At 64.6% G+C, this 17,793-nt stretch carries 17 protein-coding genes; 9 read left to right on the top strand and 8 right to left on the bottom strand.

What is annotated here, in order from left to right; genetic code table 11:
• Nucleotides 1–72 precede the first annotated feature (72 nt).
• From ACVMDN_RS13265 to ACVMDN_RS13255, 3 genes are all read left to right on the top strand, one after another.
• Nucleotides 73–1,821: an ATP-binding protein gene (locus ACVMDN_RS13265; RefSeq protein WP_137479616.1), complete on the top strand. Its 1,749-nt coding sequence runs from the start codon at nt 73–75 to the stop codon at nt 1,819–1,821.
• Nucleotides 1,822–1,919: 98 nt separating this feature from the next.
• Entirely contained in the window at nt 1,920–2,498 is a 579-nt protein-coding gene (locus ACVMDN_RS13260) for a peroxidase-related enzyme (protein WP_141340569.1), read from the top strand.
• Between the two features lie 8 nt (nt 2,499–2,506).
• On the top strand, nt 2,507–3,019 hold the full coding sequence (locus ACVMDN_RS13255) for an MgtC/SapB family protein (RefSeq protein ID WP_141340568.1): 513 nt from the start codon (nt 2,507–2,509) through the stop codon (nt 3,017–3,019).
• On the opposite strand, the gene ACVMDN_RS13250 is transcribed toward ACVMDN_RS13255, so the two are convergent.
• Nucleotides 2,980–3,606 carry a ParB-like protein gene (locus ACVMDN_RS13250; RefSeq protein WP_057019711.1) on the bottom strand — a complete coding sequence of 209 codons (627 nt, stop codon included), beginning with the start codon at nt 3,604–3,606 and terminating at the stop codon, nt 2,980–2,982. The two genes, ACVMDN_RS13255 and ACVMDN_RS13250, sit on opposite strands and share 40 nt — an antisense overlap.
• Before the next feature lie 436 nt (nt 3,607–4,042).
• Between ACVMDN_RS13250 and ACVMDN_RS13245 the strand changes: the two genes are divergently transcribed.
• The 6 genes from ACVMDN_RS13245 to ACVMDN_RS13220 all read left to right on the top strand — a co-directional run bounded on the left by ACVMDN_RS13245 (nt 4,043) and on the right by ACVMDN_RS13220 (nt 8,865).
• The gene (locus tag ACVMDN_RS13245) at nt 4,043–4,384 is read left to right on the top strand and encodes a hypothetical protein (protein WP_141340567.1); all 342 of its coding nucleotides are present in this window, start codon (nt 4,043–4,045) and stop codon (nt 4,382–4,384) included.
• Between the two features lie 181 nt (nt 4,385–4,565).
• On the top strand, nt 4,566–4,865 hold the full coding sequence (locus ACVMDN_RS13240; RefSeq protein WP_024582229.1) for an acyl carrier protein: 300 nt from the start codon (nt 4,566–4,568) through the stop codon (nt 4,863–4,865).
• A 9-nt stretch (nt 4,866–4,874) separates the two neighbouring features.
• Nucleotides 4,875–5,351, top strand: coding sequence for a 3-hydroxyacyl-ACP dehydratase FabZ family protein (locus ACVMDN_RS13235; protein ID WP_141340566.1), 477 nt, complete (start codon nt 4,875–4,877; stop codon nt 5,349–5,351).
• Nucleotides 5,344–6,528, top strand: a complete 1,185-nt coding sequence (locus tag ACVMDN_RS13230) for a beta-ketoacyl-ACP synthase (RefSeq protein WP_141340565.1) — start codon at nt 5,344–5,346, stop codon at nt 6,526–6,528. Before ACVMDN_RS13235 ends, ACVMDN_RS13230 begins: the two co-directional genes overlap by 8 nt.
• A 106-nt stretch (nt 6,529–6,634) precedes the next feature.
• On the top strand, nt 6,635–7,912 hold the full coding sequence (locus tag ACVMDN_RS13225) for a beta-ketoacyl-ACP synthase (RefSeq protein ID WP_028344597.1): 1,278 nt from the start codon (nt 6,635–6,637) through the stop codon (nt 7,910–7,912).
• 17 nt (nt 7,913–7,929) lie between these two features.
• Nucleotides 7,930–8,865, top strand: a complete 936-nt coding sequence (locus ACVMDN_RS13220) for a lipid A biosynthesis lauroyl acyltransferase (protein ID WP_057019707.1) — start codon at nt 7,930–7,932, stop codon at nt 8,863–8,865.
• 103 nt (nt 8,866–8,968) lie between these two features.
• Here ACVMDN_RS13220 and ACVMDN_RS13215 read toward each other — a convergent pair whose 3' ends face one another.
• From ACVMDN_RS13215 to ACVMDN_RS13185, 7 genes are all read right to left on the bottom strand, one after another.
• Nucleotides 8,969–10,078 (bottom strand): polyamine ABC transporter substrate-binding protein, encoded by a 1,110-nt coding sequence (locus tag ACVMDN_RS13215; RefSeq protein WP_456835181.1) that lies wholly within the window; start codon nt 10,076–10,078, stop codon nt 8,969–8,971.
• 6 nt (nt 10,079–10,084) lie between these two features.
• Entirely contained in the window at nt 10,085–11,254 is a 1,170-nt protein-coding gene (locus ACVMDN_RS13210) for an aminotransferase (RefSeq protein WP_200844431.1), read from the bottom strand.
• Between the two features lie 8 nt (nt 11,255–11,262).
• Nucleotides 11,263–11,592, bottom strand: a complete 330-nt coding sequence (locus ACVMDN_RS13205) for a rhodanese-like domain-containing protein (protein ID WP_016848419.1) — start codon at nt 11,590–11,592, stop codon at nt 11,263–11,265.
• Nucleotides 11,593–11,728: 136 nt separating this feature from the next.
• A complete protein-coding gene (locus tag ACVMDN_RS13200; protein ID WP_057019704.1) occupies nt 11,729–13,654 on the bottom strand; it encodes a potassium transporter Kup in 1,926 nt (641 codons plus the stop codon).
• Nucleotides 13,655–13,809: 155 nt separating this feature from the next.
• A complete protein-coding gene (locus tag ACVMDN_RS13195; protein ID WP_038376908.1) occupies nt 13,810–15,708 on the bottom strand; it encodes a potassium transporter Kup in 1,899 nt (632 codons plus the stop codon).
• A 112-nt stretch (nt 15,709–15,820) separates the two neighbouring features.
• Nucleotides 15,821–16,651 (bottom strand): OmpA/MotB family protein, encoded by an 831-nt coding sequence (locus ACVMDN_RS13190; protein WP_028334286.1) that lies wholly within the window; start codon nt 16,649–16,651, stop codon nt 15,821–15,823.
• Nucleotides 16,652–16,679: 28 nt separating this feature from the next.
• Nucleotides 16,680–17,453, bottom strand: coding sequence for a motility protein A (locus ACVMDN_RS13185; RefSeq protein WP_016848416.1), 774 nt, complete (start codon nt 17,451–17,453; stop codon nt 16,680–16,682).
• Between the last annotated feature and the right edge of the window lie 340 nt (nt 17,454–17,793).

Raw genomic sequence — 17,793 nt, 5'->3', positions numbered from 1 at the left:
ACGGTTTTTCCAATCCCGGGCGGGCATATTGGTCCGGACATTTAGATTTTGAGAACGAGCCAGGCTGGAACTGTGACACCCTTCGGACGTGTGATCTCTGTGCGCGGCTCGCAGGCCCGGGTTGGGCTGCTGGCGGGCGGCCAGATGCAACTTTCGGAAATGCGAGCGACCGTCGGCCGGTTCGTCAGTATCCGCTGCGCGAGTTCGGTCATTGTCGCTATGATCACCGAAGTGACGTGCGAGAACCTGCCGGCGTCCGACGAATACATGGCGACCGCCTCGGTCGACCTGCTGGGCGAGATCCTGGGCGGCGACCGCCCGAAATTCCAGCGCGGTGTCACCCACTATCCGACCATCGGCGACAGCACCGATCTGATCACGAACCAGGAGCTGCGCACGGTCTATGCGCCGAGCGGCTCGGACCAGATCAATGTCGGCACGCTGCAGCAGGATCGTTCTGTCATCGCCTATGTCGACGTCGAGGAGATGCTGTCCAAGCACTTCGCGGTGCTCGGCTCGACCGGCGTCGGCAAGTCGACCGGCGTGTCGCTGCTGCTCAACGAGATCCTGAAGTCGCGGCCGAACCTGCGCATCTTCCTGCTCGACGTGCACAACGAATATGGCCGCTGCTTCGGCGAGCGCGCCCAGGTGCTCAACCCGCGGAACCTGAAGCTGCCGTTCTGGCTGTTCAACTTCGAAGAGATCGTCGACGTGCTGTTTGGCGGCCGGCCCGGCGTGCCCGAGGAGCTCGACATTCTCGCCGAAGTGATCCCGATGGCGAAGGGCATCTACACCCAGTACCAGAACTCCGACCGGGTCGGTCTCGGGCTGAAGCGCATCGACCCCAAGCAGGTCGGCTACACCGTCGATACGCCGGTGCCCTATCGCCTCGTCGACCTGATCTCGCTGATCGACGAGCGCATGGGCAAGCTGGAGAACCGCTCTTCGCGCATCATCTATCACAAGCTGATCTCGCGCATCGACGCGGTGCGCAACGATCCGCGCTACGCCTTCATGTTCGATAATGCCAATGTCGGCGGCGATACAATGGCCGAGGTGATCAGCCATCTGTTCCGCCTGCCCGCCAACGGCAAGCCGATGACGATCATGCAGCTCGCCGGCTTCCCCGCCGAAGTCGTCGATTCCGTGGTGTCGGTGCTGTGCCGCATGGCGTTCGATTTCGGGCTGTGGAGCGACGGCGTCTCGCCGATGCTGTTCGTCTGCGAGGAAGCGCACCGCTACGCCTCGGCCGACCGCAATATCGGCTTCGGGCCGACCCGCAAGGCGGTGTCGCGCATCGCCAAGGAAGGCCGCAAATACGGCGTCTATCTCGGCCTGATCACCCAGCGTCCGGCCGAGCTCGACGCGACCATCATCTCTCAGTGCAACACGCTGTTCACAATGCGCCTCGCCAACGACCGCGACCAGGCGCTGCTACGCTCCGCGGTCTCGGATGCCGCCGCCAACCTGCTGTCCTTCGTGCCCTCGCTCGGCACCCGCGAGGTGCTGGCGTTCGGCGAAGGCGTGGCGCTGCCGACCCGGCTGCGCTTCAAGGAGGTGCCGCCGCACCAGCTGCCGCGCGGCGAGGCCACCATCGCCACGGTACCGTCGGTCACCGCCGGCCATGACATGCATTTCGTCAGCGCCGTGCTGGAGCGCTGGCGCGGCGCCACCTCGCATCGCGATAGCCCGAGCGGCGACGCCAACTTCAACTCTCCGGCGCCGGCGCGCACCATGGCGCCAGCCGAGGCGCCGATGCTGCAGCCCTCGCTCGGCCTCGATCCGGACCGCTTCTCGCTGCTGAAGAAGCCGCTGCGTTAGCCGAATTCCGCCAGGGCGCCGATGCGCCTTGCGCCCAAGGCGTCATCCACTATGGTCTCGCGTGACGCCGCATCCAGGCGGCACGCCGGAACCATCTCATGACGCAGCCGACCGCAAAACGCTTCCCGACGCCCGCTCTCGACAAGCTCCCCGAGGACATCCGCGCCCGCATCCTGGCGGTGCAGGAGAAATCCGGCTTCGTGCCGAACGTCTTCCTCACCTTGGCCTATCGCCCCGACGAGTTTCGCGCCTTCTTCGCCTATCACGACGCGCTGATGGAAAAGGACTCCGGCCTCTCGAAGGCCGAGCGCGAGATGATCGTGGTGGCGACCAGCGCCGCCAACCAGTGCCAGTATTGCGTGATCGCCCACGGCGCGATCCTGCGCATCCGCGCCAAGAATCCGGAGATCGCCGACCAGATCGCGGTCAACTACCGCAAGGCCGACATCACGCCGCGGCAGCGCGCGATGCTCGACTTCGCCATGAAGGTGAGCCGCGCCGCTGAGGAAATCTCGGAGGCGGACTTCGCCACGCTTGCGGCCCATGGCTTCAGCGACGACGACGTCTGGGACATCGCCGCGGTTGCGGCATTCTTCGCGCTGTCGAACCGGCTCGCCAACGTCACCGGCATGCGGCCGAACAGCGAGTTCTACATGCTCGGCCGGCAGCCGAAATAGAGGACGCCTTGGCGGACTGGAGCGAGATCGTCCTGCGTCTCGGCGCGGCCACCCTTGCCGGTTGCGCGATCGGGCTCGACCGTGACCTGCGCGGCAAGCCGATCGGCCTGAAGACGCTGGGTCTCGTCAGCCTTTCGACGGCCATGGTCGTGCTGTTGGCATTGCAGGCCGTCGAGCCCGGCAAATTCACCGATGCGGTGAGCCGCGTGATCCAGGGCGTGCTGACCGGCATCGGATTCCTCGGCGCCGGCGTGATCGTGCGGCAGGGCGACCGCTTCCAGGTCCGCGGCCTGACCAGCGCCGCATGCGCTTTCTTCGCCGCTTGCGTCGGCATCGTCTGCGGCGCCGGACATTGGCCGATCGTCGTCACCGCCGTCGCGCTGGCGTTCCTGCTGTTGACCTTCGGCAAGCGGACCGAGCGGTGGCTGCACCACTTGCTCGGCGGCAGGGATAATCAACACGGGCCGGCGGTCGCGGCAGATCAGTCGTCAGATGCCGGCCCGCACCAGCCGGGCAAATAGACCGCGTCCTTGCTGCGGCCGAGCGCCAGTCCCTTCTCCAGCGCCTTGGCGAAATTGTTCTCCACCGTCTTGCGCGGGATGTGGCGGCGCAGGAAATCGGCCCACAGGAATTCGCTGAACGGCGTCGTGTCCTTGGCAAAGCCGCCCGCCCGGCGCATCTCGCCGGCGAGGCTGCGGAACGGATCGTCCCTGAGGTCCTTGATCGATTTCGGAATGTCTTTGAAGTGGCGGCGCTCGCCCTTGGAATCGTAGGGATAGACCCAGCGCTTGTTGTCCATCACGCCCCAGAACACGTCACGCTCGACCATCGTGAGATCGCCGATCACCGTGACCAGGATGTCCTTGACGCCCTCGTCGTGCAGCGCCCGCGCCATGTGATGGTGATCGACCACGTAGTAGCGATCGTCGGGACCATGGACGACCGGGATCATGTGCTTGCCCAGCAGTTCGGCGCGCTTCTTGTCCGACTTGTGCTCGCGCCAGCGCTTCCGCTTCTCCGTCACCTCCTGCATGCCGACCGTCATCTGGGTCGGCCGCAGCGACAGGATCGGGACCGGTTTGACGTAAGGCTCGCGCGTGTGGGCCATGATTTATGCTCCCTTTTGACCGGCACTCCGGAACGGGTTCCACTATGTCATGAGCCCGCAGGCGGGTGAAAGAGTCCGGTGTGCCGGAATGGCTTCACGAAGCGGTGGGGGCCGATGGCCGGATGGTCCGCCCTCGGCTGTCGATGCTCCCGGGCTGTCAATGCCCGGGCTGCCAATGCCCGGGCGCGCAGCCTCAACCTCCGTGACGGCGTTGCAGCGCAAACTGTGCATGCGCGAAGGTCGAACGAGTGTGTCGACATCGGCTTGGTCATCGCAATGCCGAGCATCCCGCGCTCCGCAGCAGCCGCCTCGACGGCAAGCCAGTTCCTGGAGGTGATCGACGCATGAATACCACCTCTGCGCGCACCAAGATTTTAGGTGTGAAGTGCAGCGAACATGCTAAACATAACCGGCGACGCGACCGGACTGACAAACAGTGAAGACGCAGCGGCCAATCTCCTCGGATGCCGAGCACGTGGTGCTCAAATTCCGGCCGCGTACCTCGGCGCAGCCGCCCGGCAAGCGCGAGGAGCCGCCCCGAACGACGCGCCCGGCTTCCGTTGCCAACGATCTCTCTCGCTATGAGAAGCCGCGCGAGGAGCCCGACGATTTCCGCCAGCGCATGCTCGCCAACATCGCCGCCTTCGCCTTCACGGTGGCGCTCACCGCGATCGGCATCTGGCTTGCCATGAGCATCGCCGATTTGCGCAAGACCCAGGATTGCGTGCTGATGGGCCGCCGGGATTGCGCGAAGATTACGGTGATGCCGCGCAGCTAGGCTGGCCGGAACCCTGCCCAAAAACCGTCCTTGCGATGCCGGCCAAGCTCCATTGAACTAACGGCCCTGCTCCGATATACGGGCACACGACTCCGGCACCAGCAATCGGGCATTCCGGGGCAACGCGCCCGCCTCCTCTGAGCCGACCCGGAATTACCTTCAATATATCAAAGGCTTAATGATGTCCTCCACATTCGAGCAGATCGCCAACATTATCGCGGAGACCTGCGACATCCCGCGCGACACGATCAAGCCGGAGAGCCACGCGATCGACGATCTGGGGATTGACAGCCTCGACTTCCTCGACATCGCCTTTGCCATCGACAAGGCCTTCGGGATCAAGATGCCGCTCGAAAAGTGGACCCAGGAGGTCAACGACGGCAAGGCCACGACGGAGCAGTATTTCGTGTTGAAGAATCTCGCCGACCGCATCGACGAGCTGGTTGCAGCCAAGAACGCGGGCACGGGCACGGGCTCGTAATCGCCCATCATGCAGCTCGAGATCTTTCAGCTGATTGATCGGATCGTCGACCTCAACCTCGACGCAAGGACCATTGTCGTCGAGGCGGATGTTCCGCCCGACAGCCATTCGGTGTTCGCGGGGCACTTCCCGGGCTACCCGATCATGCCCGGCGTGCTGCTGACCGAAGCAATGGCCCAGAGCTCGGGCTGGCTGATCCTTGGTCTGACCAAGTTCGAGCGCATGCCCTTCCTCGCCATGGTCAAGGAAGCCAAGATGCGCGGCTTCGTCAGCCCCGGCTCGGTCCTGACCATCGAGGCCAAGATCGAGCACGAAGGTTCAGGCTTCGCCGTGACCTCGGCGAAGGTTCGCGTCGGCAAGGAGCTCAAGTGCAATGCCGAGCTGACCTTCCGTCACATCCCCTTCCCCAGCCCGGACTTGCGCGTGCACATGGATGCGATGGCCGCCAAGATCGGGTTTCCGCAGCAGGCACTGAGTAATGGCTGAGAAGGAAGTCTGGATCACCGGCGTAGGCCTGCTCTCCTCGCTTGGCGAGGGACTGGATGCGCATTGGGAGGCGCTCGGCGCCCGGCGCGTCAATGCCGACGAGAAGCGTCTCGCGCCATACGTCATCCATCCGATCGCTCCCGTCAGCTTCGACGCCCAGATCCCGAAGAAGGGCGATCAGCGTCAGATGGAAACCTGGCAGCGGATCGGCACCTATGCCGCCGGGCTGGCGCTCGATTCCGCCGGCGTCAAAGGCAATCAGGAAATCCTCTCGCGGATGGACATGATCATCGCAGCCGGTGGCGGCGAGCGTGACCTCACTGTCGACCTCGCGATCATGAACGCCGACGCACAGGGCAAGTTGCCGCCAGCCCTCCTCAACGAGAAGCTGATGAACGAGCTGCGCCCGACGCTGTTCCTGGCGCAGCTCTCCAACCTGCTCGCCGGCAACATCGCGATCGTTCACGGCGTGTGCGGGACCTCGCGCACCTTCATGGGCGAGGAAGCCTCAAGCATCGACGCGGCACGGATCGCGGTCGCGCGCATTGGAGCCGGCCAGAGTGACATCGCCTTGGTCGGCGCCGCTCATAACGGCGATCGCGGCGACCTCTTGATGCTCTATGCATTCGGCGATCTCGCCCTCAAGGACCAGCATAGCTCGGTCTGGGCCCGCAGGAACAACCCGGGCTTTGCCATCGGCTCCGCCGGCGCCTTCCTCGTGATGGAATCGCGCGAACATGCCGAGGCCCGCGGCGCAAAGCCGTACGCCAAGCTGACCAAGGTTGTCGCCGACCTTGCCCGACGCAAGGAGCCGGGCGCCGTGACGAAATCGCTGCAGGCGTTGTGGCCGCAGCTCGGTGTCAGCGGCGACAACGGTATCCTGATCACGGGCGCGACCGGCGCCGAGCCTGCGACCGCCGAAGAGCGCGCATTCCTCAGCCAGCATGCCGACTTTGCCGTCCGCGCCACCGGAACGACCTTCGGCCACACTATGGAGGCGCAATTCCCGCTTGGGCTCGCGCTGGCCGCGTTGTCGATCTCGCGCGGCGCGCTCTATCCGGCCAACGACCCGACCGGGCTGGAGGTTGAAAAGACCGAAGCGCCAACCCAGATTGTGGTGTTGGGGGTCGGCCACTGGCAGGGCGAAGGCATGGCACTGGTCGAGGCCGTCAGTTAGAGCATGATCCGGAAAATTGTTTCCGAACATCATGCTCGAACAAACAACTAGGGTGCGATGAAGCTCATCGCACTTTAAGTCCGGCGCAAGCACCGACGGGGAAACCATGACAGCACCACGCGATAAATTCGGCCGACCGATCGTTGTCGTGACCGGCATGGGAATCGTGACGTCGCTCGGCGGCGGCAAAACCGACAATTGGAAGCGCCTCACCGCGGGTGAGTCCGGCATCAAGACCGTGACACGCTTCCCGCTCGACAGTATGAAGACGACGATGGCCGGCGCCGTCGATTTCGTCACCGTCGACCCGTTCTCGTCGACCAGCCTGTCGCAGCGTCTGGCGGAGATCGCGACCGAAGAAGCGCTCGAGCAAGCCGGCATCGGCAGCAAGGGCGACTTTCCCGGCCCGCTGTTTCTGGCAGTCGCCCCGATCGAGACCGAGTGGCCGCAGCGGCTCGAAGTCGCGCGCGAGGTTCCGACCAAGGACTTTGGAATCATCGAATACCTGGCGACCTGTAGCGGCGGGAAGTTCGCGCACTTTCACCGGCGCTTCACCTTCGGCTCCGTCGCGCTCAACCTCGCCGAGACCTTCGGTACCAAAGGGTCCCCGATTTCGCTGTCGACGGCTTGCGCCTCCGGTGCGACCGCGATCCAGCTCGGCGTCGAGGCGATCCGCCGCGGCGAAACCGATGCGACGCTGTGCGTCGCAACCGACGGCTCGGTGAACCCGGAAGCCATGGTGCGCTTCTCGCTGCTGTCGGCTCTCTCCACCCAGAACGACCCGCCGCAGGCCGCCTCGAAACCGTTCTCGAAGAACCGCGACGGCTTCGTGATGGCCGAAGGCGCCGGCGCGCTGGTGCTCGAGAGCTACGAGGCCGCGATGGCCCGCGGCGCGCGCATCCTCGGCGTCGTCGCCGGCTGCGGCGAGCTCACCGATTCCTTCCATCGCACCCGCTCGGCCCCGGACGGCAAGCCGGCGATCGGCTGCGTGCGCAAGACACTCGCCGATGCTGGAATGGAGCCCGAGCAAATCGATCACATCAACGCGCACGGGACCTCGACGCCGGAAAACGACAAGATGGAGTATCTTGCGACGTCGGCCGTGTTTGGCGAACACACCAAAAACATTCCGGTGTCGTCGAACAAGTCGATGGTCGGCCACACCATCTCGGCCGCCGGTGCAGTCGAGGCGATCTTCTCGCTGCTCACGCTCGAGCATCAGCGGATTCCGCCGACGATCAACTACGAGGTGCCTGATCCCGCGATCCCGTTCGACGTGGTCGGCAACAAGGCGCGCGATGCCAAGGTGACCGCCGTGATGTCGAACTCGTTCGGGTTCGGCGGGCAGAACGCCTCACTGATCCTGACGCGCGAGCCGGCCTAGCGCCCTCGCCTCATCAGATGAAACGCCTGCTCCTTCGCACCAGGGCGCACCTGCGTGACGCCGCGAAGCCCGTGACCGACGCGGCGATCGGCGGGCTGACGATCGGCCTGCTGCGTACGACGCGCTACTTCGATCCCGAGAAGACCGCAAGATTCTTCGGCCGCGCCGCGCATTTCATCGGCCGCCGGCTGCGCGAGGATCGCATCGGCCGCGAGAACCTCAAGGCCGCCTTCCCGGAAAAGTCACCGGAGGAGATCGAGGAGATCCTGACGGGCGTCTGGCACAACCTCGGACGCATCGGCGCTGAATTCGCGCACATCGACCGCATCTGGGACCACGATCCCCAGAATCCCGACAAGCCGGGTCGCGTCGAATTCTCGGCGCGCAGCAAGCAGCTGTTCGATCAGTTGCGTGACGACGGCAAGCCGGCACTGTTCTTCGCCGCACATCTCGGCAACTGGGAGCTCTCTCCAATTGCCGCCGCAGCGCATGGGCTCGACGCCACCATCCTGTTTCGCCGGCCGAACATCGAAGCCGCCGACCGCGCCATCGAACGCATCCGCGCGGTCAATCTGGGCACGCTGGTGCCGGCCGGCCGTGACGCGCCGCTCAAGCTGGCGCAGGCGCTGAAGAACGGCCAGCACGTCGCGATGCTGGTCGATCAGTATTTGACCAACGGCGTTCCCGTCACCTTCTTCGGCCGCAAGACCACCGCGAATCCGCTGCTGGCGCGCCTGCGCCGGCAGATCGATTGCCCAATCCACGGCACGCGGATCATCCGCCTGCCCGACGGCCGCTTCCGCGGCGAGGTCACCGAGGAAGTCAAGCCGGTGTTCGACGCATCCGGCCAGATCGATATACAGGGCACCATGCAGGCGATCACCGACGTCGTCGAGGGCTGGGTCCGTGAGTATCCCGATCAATGGCTCTGGCTGCACCGGCGCTGGCGGTAGGCCCGACACTCGTCATTGCGAGCGAAGCGAAGCAATCCATTTCTCCGAGCATACGGAGCGATGGATTGCTTCGTCGCTTCGCTCCTCGCAATGACGGATAGACCTACTTCCCGGTCTTCACCCGCGTCCACAGGCGATTGATGATCCGCTGCGTCGCCGGATCGCGCGCGGTGATCACGAACAGCTTCTTCTGCATCGCTTCGTCGGGATAGATATTCTTGTCGTTGAAGATCTTCGGGTCGATCAGCTTCTGGCTCGCCAGATTGCCATTGGCGTAGGACAGGAAGTTCGAGTTCTTCGCCGCGACCTCGGGACGGTAGAGGTAGTTGATCAGCTCATAGGCCTCAGCGACATTCTTCGCATCCGCGGGGATCGCGAGATTGTCGAAGAACATTTGCGCGCCCTCCTTCGGGATCGTGTAACCGATCTCGACGCCGGTGTTGGCTTCCGCCGCCCGGCTGCGCGCCTGCATGATGTCGCCCGACCATCCGACCACGAAGCAGATTTCGCCAGAGGCCAGCGCGCTGAGATATTCGGACGAGTGGAATTTGCGCACATAGGGCCGGATCTTGATGACGAGATCGGCGGCCTTCTCGAGGTCGGCCTGCTTGGTCGAGTTCGGATCGAGGCCGAGATAGCTCAGCGCCGCCGGCAGGATGTCGTCGGCGGAATCCAGCATGTGGATGCCGCAATCCTTGAACTTGGCGAGGTTCGCCGGCTTGAACACCATGTCCCAGCTGTCGATCTTCGCGTCGGGACCGAGAATCTTCTGCGCGATCTTGACGTTGTAGCCTATGCCGGTGGTGCCCCACATGTAGTTGGCGCCGTAGCTATTGCCGGGATCGTAAGTCGCAAGTTGGCTCGTCACCACAGGCCATGCATTGGCGAGGTTCGGCAGCTTCGACTTGTCGAGCTTGAGGAACACCTTCGCGGTGATCTGGCGCTGCAGGAAGTAGCCGGTCGGCACCACGACGTCGTAGCCCGACTTGCCGGCGAGCAGCCGCGTCTCCAGCGTCTCGTTGGCGTCGAACGTATCGTAGACCACCTTGATGCCGGTTTCCTTGGTGAAGTCCTCGAGGACTCCCGGCGCCATGTAGTTCGACCAGTTGTAGAAGTTGACCGTGCGCTCCCCGGCGTCGGCGGAGGCCGAGAGCAGCAGGACCGTCGCGACCGCGCCGACGAAGCTGACGAGACGACGGTTCTGCTCTCGCATTCTGGCCTACCTCTTGCGGCGGTGAACGGCGTCCGACAACCGCTCCAGCGCGGCGTCGAGCGTTGAGTCTTTCTTGGCGAAGCAAAAACGCACGACCGATGTCACCGCATCCTGCTCGTAGAACGCCGACACCGGGATCGCCGCGACCTTGTAGTCCTGCACGATCCGCCAGCAGAACTCGGCATCGGTCTCGTTGAGCCCGAGCGGCGACAGGTCCACGGTGAGGAAGTAGGTCCCCTGCGACTTCAGCACCGGAAAGCCGATGCTCTCCAACCCCTTGGTCAGGCGGTCACGGCTCCGCGCCATGTCCTTGCGCATGTCGAGGAAATAGTCGTCGGGCTTGCCGAGGCCAAATGCCACCGCCGCTTGCAAATTGGGCGCCGTCGTGAAGGTGAGGAACTGGTGCACCTTCGCCGCGACGCGCAGCAGCGGCGGCGCGGCGCAGACGAAGCCGATCTTCCATCCGGTCAGCGAGAAGATCTTGCCGGCGCTGCCGACCTTGATGGTGCGGTCGCGCATGCCCGGGATCGTGATCAGCGGGATGTGCTCGCGGCCGTCGAACACCACGTGTTCCCAGACCTCGTCGCAGATCGCAACCGCGTCGAATTCCTGGCAGAACCGCGCCAACAGTTCGAGGTCCTCGCGCGGATAGACCACCGCCGCCGGATTGAGCGGATTGTTGAACAGCACCGCCTTGGTCTTGTGGTTGAAGACGCTGCGCAGCATCTTCTCGCTCAGCCGCCACTCCGGCGGTTCGAGCCGCAGCAGCCGCGGAATGCCGCCGGCCTGGCGGATGATCGGCAGATAGGAATCATAGACCGGCTGGAAGCACACCACCTCGTCACCGGGCTCGACCACGGAGAGGATCGAGGCGGTCAGCGCCTCGGTGCCGCCGGAGGTGACCATCACCTCGGTCATCGGATCGAGCTTGAGTCCGTGCCAGTGGCCGTAATGCGATGCGATCGCCTGACGGAGTTCCGGGATGCCCATCATCGACGGATATTGATTGTAGCCGTTGATCGAGGCGTCCGCGGCGGCGCGGCGGATGTCCTCCGGACCGGGATCGTCGGGAAAGCCCTGGCCGAGATTGATGGCGTTGTTGTCGCGCGCGGCCTGCGACATCGCCTCGAAGATGGTGACAGGAAGGTCCGCGAAGACCTTGTTCATGGAGGTCATGTCAGGGATCAGCCGCCGGTCTTGGTCGGCAGTCCCGCCGCCTTCCAGCCGATGATGCCGCCCGCCAGGTGCTTGTCGTAGGGCAGGCCCGCGGCCTGGGCGGCCAGCGAAGCCGTCACCGAGCGCTTGCCGGAGCGGCAGGCGAACACCACCTGCTTGCCCTGCGGATCGGGAATCGCCGCCGGATCGAACGTCGACAGCGGCACTACGACGCCATCGGGATAGGCCTCGACGGCGACCTCGTTGGGCTCGCGGACGTCGACCAGCAGATAGCGGCCTTCCGCTATGCCCTTCGACACCTCGTCCGGAAACAAATCTTCCACCTTGTGGTCCGCCACGGAAATATCCTCCCGATATCAGCTTGGCGAGCGTCGCGCGGCCCGCCGTTCCGGGCCGCAAAGTCGCCTCTTGCGCAGAGAAAATCAAGCGTCCGAAACGGGTTAGATGACTCGCAGGATGTGACTGGCAGGACCGCTAGATCGTGACCTGCGTGCCGACCTCGACCACCCGCCCGGTCGGGATCTGGAAATAGTCGGTGGCGTCGTTCGAGGAGCGGCTCAGCGCGATGAACAGATGGTCCTGCCAGCTCGGCATGCCCGAATGCGCCGCCGGCTTCAGCGCACGGCGGGACAGGAAGAACGAGGTCGACATGATGTCGAACTGCCAGCCGAGCTTGCGGGCGATCGCCAGCGTCTTCGGCACGTTCGGCTGTTCCATGAAGCCGAACTTCAGCGTCACCTTGGAGAAGGTCTCGCTCAGCTGCTCCATCCGCACCCGCTCGGACGGATCGATCCGCGGCGTCGGCGCCGTCTCGATGGTCAGGATGACGTTCTTCTCGTGCAGCACCTTGTAGTGCTTGAGGCTGTGCATCAGCGCGGTCGGCGCGCTGACGGGGTCGCTGGTCAGGAACACCGCGGTGCCGGTGACACGCTGCGGCGGCCGCTTCTCCAACATCGCGACGAGATCGGCGAGCGGGAATTCCAGCTTGCGCGACTTCTCGAACAACAGCCGGCTGCCGCGCCGCCAAGTGTACATCACCACGATCATGGCGCCGCCAAGCGCGAGTGGCACCCAGCCGCCCTCGAACACCTTGAGCAGGTTGGCGGCCAGGAAGGTGATGTCCAGGAACAGGAAGGGCGCGACCAGCGCGGCGGCCGCGATCGGCGACCAGCGCCAGACCTTCCAGATCACGACAAAGCCCATCATCGCCGTCACCACCATGGTGCCGGTCACCGAGATGCCGTAAGCCGACGCCAGTGCGCTCGACGAGCGGAACATCAGCACCAGCACGATGACCGCGATGAACAGGAAACGGTTGATGCGCGGCATGTAGATCTGCCCGGAATGCGCCTCCGAGGTGTGGCGGATCTCGAACCGCGGCAACAGGCCGAGCTGGATCGCCTGCCGCGTCAGCGAATACGCGCCGGTGATGACGGCCTGGCTCGCGATCACGGTCGCCATGGTCGCCAGCGCAACCATCGGGATCAAGGCCCAGTCCGGGAACATGAGGAAGAACGGGTTCTCGATGCCCTTGGGATTGCCGATCAGGAGCGCGCCCTGCCCCAGATAGTTCAGCGCCAGCGACGGCAGCACGATGAACAGCCACGCGGTCTGGATCGGGCGTTTGCCGAAATGGCCGAGGTCGGCATAGAGCGCCTCGGCGCCAGTCACCGCGAGGAAGACCGCACCGAGCGTGATGAAGCCGATCACGCCGTGATGCAGCATGAACGACACCGCGAGAATCGGATTGAGCGCGTATAGCACTTCGGGATGCCGCGCGATCTGCGGCAGCGCCGCGACCGCGATCAGGGCGAACCATACGCACATCACCGGGCCGAAGAAGGCCGCGACGCGCGCGGTGCCGCGCGACTGCACCGCGAACAGGACGACAAGGATCACCACCGTGAGCGGCACGACATAGGGATCGAATGTCGAGGTGACGAGCTTGATGCCCTCGATTGCCGACAGCACCGAGAGCGCCGGCGTGATGACGGCGTCGCCATAGAACAGCGCGCCGCTGATGATGCCGAGCAGCACGATCGCGGCGCCGCCCTTGGTCGCCGCGCGCTGCGCCAGCGCCATCAGCGCCAGCGTGCCGCCCTCGCCATTGTTGTCCGCGCGCAGCAGGATCACGACGTATTTCAGCGTGACGACGACGATCAAAGCCCAGAGGATCAGCGAGAGCACGCCGAGCACCGCATGCGCCGTCACCGCGCCCTCGCCGCCGGCGGCGGCAACGACGGCCTCGCGCAAGGCGTAAAGCGGGCTGGTGCCGATGTCGCCATAGACGACACCGATGCTGCCGAGCATCAGGGCCTTGAAGGTGGCGGTTGAATGCGCCTCACCATTGCCGTTTGCCGCCGGCGTTTCCGCCGCGGTGATCGCACTCTCGGATGACATGGGGAAGCTGTGCCTCTGTCTTCTGCCGCACCGCACAATGCCGGGTCGCAGCGCTATACTCCCGGCAGGAATGCATAGGTTAGCCCGGATTCAGGCCTCCGCCATGCACATCACGCATGGGTCACGGCCGATCAATGTCAGAATCCTGCGCCCGGTCAGATAGTTACCTGGGTACCCACTTCAACCACCCGGCCGGTCGGGATCTGGAAATAGTCGGTGGCATCATTGGCGGACCGGCTCATCGCGATGAACAGGTGGTCCTGCCATTGCGGCATGCCGGACTGGGCCGACGGCTTCAGCGAGCGGCGCGACACGAAGAACGAGGTCGACATGATGTCGAACTGCCAGCCGAGCTTGCGCGCGACCGCCAGCGCCTTGGGCACGTTCGGCGATTCCATGTAGCCGAAGCGCAGCCGCACCGCGGTGAACTTGTCGCTCACCTTCTCCATGTTGACGCGCTCGGATAGATCGACGCGCGGCGTCGGTGCGGTCTCGATGGTCAGGATCACGTTGTGCTCGTGCAGCACCTTGTTGTGCTTGAGATTGTGCAGCAACGCGGTCGGCACGAAGCTCGGATCGCTGGTCAGGAACACCGCGGTGCCCTTGACGATATGCGGCGGCCGCTTCTCCAGACTGTGGATCAGGTCGCGCAGCGGCACCTCGATGCGTCGGGTCTTGGCGACCAGGATGGCGGCGCCGCGGCGCCAGGTCCAGATCATCGTCGCCATCACGACGCCGAACAGCAGCGGCACCCACGCGCCCTCGAACAGCTTCAGGAGATTGGCGCTGAAGAAGGTCATGTCGACGATCACGAACGGCAGGATCAATGCCGCCGCCGACGCCACGCGCCAGTTCCACAGCTTCCAGATCACGATGAAGCCCATGATGCCGTCGGCGACCATCGTGGTGGAGACGGCGATGCCATAGGCCGACGCCAGCCCGCTCGAGGTGCGGAATAGCAGCACCAGCAGCAGCACGCCGATCAGCAGCAGCCGGTTGACGCGCGGCAGATAGATCTGACCGGCATGGGTCTCCGAGGTGTAGCGAACCTCGAAGCGCGGCAAGAGCCCGAGCTGCACCGCCTGGCTGATCAGCGAATAGGCGCCGGTGATGACCGCCTGGCTCGCGATCACCGTCGCGGCGGTGGCGAGCCCGACCAGGGGCAGCAGCAGCACGTCGGGCACCATGCGGTAGAACGAGTTTTCGATCGCGCTGGGATCGGACAGCACCAGCGCGCCCTGCCCGAAATAGTTCAGCAGCAGCGACGGCAGCACGAAGAACAACCAGCCGGACTGGATCGGCTTGCGGCCGAAATGCCCGAGATCGGCATACAGCGCCTCGCCGCCGGTCACCGCGAGGAATACCGCGCCCAGCGTCACCAGGCCGATGGTGCCGTGGGTCAGCATGAACTGGAGCGCGTAATAGGGATTGATCGCCGCCAGCACCGACGGGTCGTCCATGATGTGAACGAGCCCCATCACCGCCAGCGAGGCGAACCACACTACCATCACCGGACCGAAGGCGGAAGCGACGCGCGCGGTGCCAGAACTCTGCACAGAGAACAGCACGACCAGGATCAGGATCGTCAGCGGCACCACATAGTGCTCGAGATGCGGGGTGGCGAGCTTGAGGCCTTCGACCGCCGACAGCACCGAGATCGCCGGCGTGATCATGGAATCGCCGATGAACATCGAGGCGCCGACCACGCCGAGCGCGAGCAGCGGCCAGCTGCGCCGACCGATCGCGCGCTGGCCGAGCGCCATCAGCGAGAGCGTGCCGCCCTCGCCATTGTTGTCGGCGCGCAGCAGCAACAGCACGTATTTCGCGGTGACGACGGTGAACAGCGCCCACAGGATCAGGCTGAGCACGCCCAGCACCATGATGCGGGTGACCGGTTGGCCGTGCGCGGCGCCGCCGACCGCCTCACGGAATGCGTAGAGCGGCGAAGTTCCGATATCGCCGAACACCACCCCGATGCTGCCGAGTGTCAGGGCCCAGAAGCTGGAGGTCGGTTGTCCTTCCTGAGCTTCGGTAGATGAGACGCTGACAGCCATGGCGAGGTTGGAACGCCCGATCGGTTGATTTGATCCGCGCGGCTATCGACGCTTCCGCATCGCGTGTCAACCGCGCAACAATGGTAGTTGACGGTAGTATGGTAACCCAGAGCTACGGCTTCAGATCCGGCGGCAGCGGCGGATTTTCCCGCATCAACGTGATGGTCACGCGACGGTTGGCCGGCAGCGTCGGATCGTCGGGAAACAGCGGCTGGCCGTCGGCCTTGCCTGAAACCGCGAAAATATGCGACGGCGGCAGCCCTTCCCGCTCCAGGATCTGCCGCACCGCGTTGGCGCGGTCCGCGGACAGGTCGAAGCCGTCATAATCGCTGCGCGCCGGCACGAAGCCTGCGGCTGTATGCCCCACGATCGCAACCCGCAGCGGCGTCGCCTTCAGCGGCGCGGCCAGCTTCTGGATCAGCCGGCGGGTGCGGTCGTACGGCTCCCTGGAACCGTCCGCGAACATCGAGCGGCCGTCCTGGTCGACGATCTCGAGGTTGAGCCCCTCCTTGGTCTCCTCGAACATGATGTTCTTGGAGATCTCGGTCAGCTCCGGCATGTCCTGCAGCGCCTGGCGGAGCGAGGCCGAGGCGAGCGCAAATTCGCGGTCGATCTTCAGCCGCGCGCCGTTGATCTGGCTGCGCTCCTTCTCGTCCGGCGTCGGATTGGCGGAGGACTCTTCCGGCGAGATGTGCTCGACGTTCTTCAGCTTCGGCCGGGTCGGCAGGCCGTCGGATTCGACGATGCCGGAATAGCGCACATTGGTCTGCACGCCGAAGGCATCGCGCATCGAGCCGGCGACGATCTTCAGCTTGTTGTTGTCCATGGTGGAGAACGCGACGAGCATCACGAAGAAGCTCATCATCAGGCCCATCAGGTCGGCGAAGGTCACGAACCAGCCGTGACCTCCGGTATGGGCGTCGCCGCGCTTTTTCTTGGCCATCGCTGCGTTTCCCGAAAGCGCGGTCCGGTCAGGCCGGAACCGGCTCGCCTTCCTCCTGGCGATGCTTCTCCGGCAGATAGGCCAGCAGCATCTCGCGCACCAGCGCCGGGCTCTTGGAGTCGCGGATCATCAGGATGCCGTCGATGATCAGCGTGCGGTTGGTCTCCTCGTCGAGCAGCTTGCCGTGCAGCTTGTCGGCGATCGGCAGGCAGAACAAATTGGCGACCAGCGCGCCGTACAGCGTCGCGAGCAGCGCGGTCGCCATGAACGGGCCGAGCTTGGAGGGGTCGGTCATGTTGGCGAACATCTGCACCATGCCGATCAGCGTGCCGATCATGCCGAACGCCGGAGCGCAGTCGCCGATCGCGCGATAGATCTTGCTGCCCTCGTCGAGGTGCATCAGGAAGTTGTCGCGGTCGCGCTCCATGTTGTCGCGGATGAATTCGAGGTCGTAACCGTCGGCGACGTAACGGATGCCCTTGGCGAGGAACGGCTCGTCGGTCTCGACCTTTTCGAGGCCGACCGGCCCCTGCTTGCGGGCGATCTCGGCGATGCGGGCGAGCTCGTCGACGAGGTCGCGGGCCGACAGCCGGCTCATCGTGAAGGCGAATTTGGCGCCGAGCGGCAGCCCATGCAGCATCACGCCCAGCGGGAAGCGGATCATCGTCGCCGCGATCGAGCCGCCGAAGATGATGATCATGGCGTGTTCGGAGATGAACATGTGCAGGTCGCCGCCCATGAACATCATCACCGCGATGACGATGATGCCAGCCAACAGCCCGGCGCCAGTCATGATATCCATAGGAGACTCCAACGCGTACGCAACCTGCCCGTCCTGGACGGCGCGCAGCCCAAGGCGGGCCGCGTGGAAAACCCTAACGTTAACGCCATTAAGGACGCGTTACCGAATTTGGTAGGGATAACAACGGGTAAACGCCGGTCTTTTCGCGATGTCGTTGAAGATGCTGGCTTTCCGCATGCGAGCCTGCCGTCGCATGCGCAAATCCCCTCCCCGTAGAACAACGGACATGGGATAGGTTTGCCGGAAGTGTATTCGCGCGAACTGGCTACCGGCTCGCGTGAAGAAGACGCGTCAACACAAGAATCCGGGGCCCCGTTCCGATTCAATCGGAGCGGAAAAG

Source organism: Bradyrhizobium sp. USDA 4510, from assembly GCF_054059095.1.
Note: the sequence above shows the minus strand (reverse complement) of the source record. Positions and strands in the feature narration are given on the sequence as shown.

What these genes read in the sequence shown, in the direction of transcription:
- ACVMDN_RS13240 (WP_024582229.1), top strand. Translation starts at nt 4,566, where the DNA reads ATGTCCTCCACATTCGAGCAGATCGCCAACATTATCGCGGAGACCTGC.
- ACVMDN_RS13195 (WP_038376908.1), bottom strand. Translation starts at nt 15,708, where the DNA reads ATGGCTGTCAGCGTCTCATCTACCGAAGCTCAGGAAGGACAACCGACC.
- ACVMDN_RS13260 (WP_141340569.1), top strand. Translation starts at nt 1,920, where the DNA reads ATGACGCAGCCGACCGCAAAACGCTTCCCGACGCCCGCTCTCGACAAG.
- ACVMDN_RS13210 (WP_200844431.1), bottom strand. Translation starts at nt 11,254, where the DNA reads ATGACCTCCATGAACAAGGTCTTCGCGGACCTTCCTGTCACCATCTTC.
- ACVMDN_RS13225 (WP_028344597.1), top strand. Translation starts at nt 6,635, where the DNA reads ATGACAGCACCACGCGATAAATTCGGCCGACCGATCGTTGTCGTGACC.
- ACVMDN_RS13220 (WP_057019707.1), top strand. Translation starts at nt 7,930, where the DNA reads ATGAAACGCCTGCTCCTTCGCACCAGGGCGCACCTGCGTGACGCCGCG.
- ACVMDN_RS13185 (WP_016848416.1), bottom strand. Translation starts at nt 17,453, where the DNA reads ATGGATATCATGACTGGCGCCGGGCTGTTGGCTGGCATCATCGTCATC.
- ACVMDN_RS13235 (WP_141340566.1), top strand. Translation starts at nt 4,875, where the DNA reads ATGCAGCTCGAGATCTTTCAGCTGATTGATCGGATCGTCGACCTCAAC.
- ACVMDN_RS13190 (WP_028334286.1), bottom strand. Translation starts at nt 16,651, where the DNA reads ATGGCCAAGAAAAAGCGCGGCGACGCCCATACCGGAGGTCACGGCTGG.
- ACVMDN_RS13230 (WP_141340565.1), top strand. Translation starts at nt 5,344, where the DNA reads ATGGCTGAGAAGGAAGTCTGGATCACCGGCGTAGGCCTGCTCTCCTCG.
- ACVMDN_RS13200 (WP_057019704.1), bottom strand. Translation starts at nt 13,654, where the DNA reads ATGTCATCCGAGAGTGCGATCACCGCGGCGGAAACGCCGGCGGCAAAC.
- ACVMDN_RS13215 (WP_456835181.1), bottom strand. Translation starts at nt 10,078, where the DNA reads ATGCGAGAGCAGAACCGTCGTCTCGTCAGCTTCGTCGGCGCGGTCGCG.
- ACVMDN_RS13250 (WP_057019711.1), bottom strand. Translation starts at nt 3,606, where the DNA reads ATGGCCCACACGCGCGAGCCTTACGTCAAACCGGTCCCGATCCTGTCG.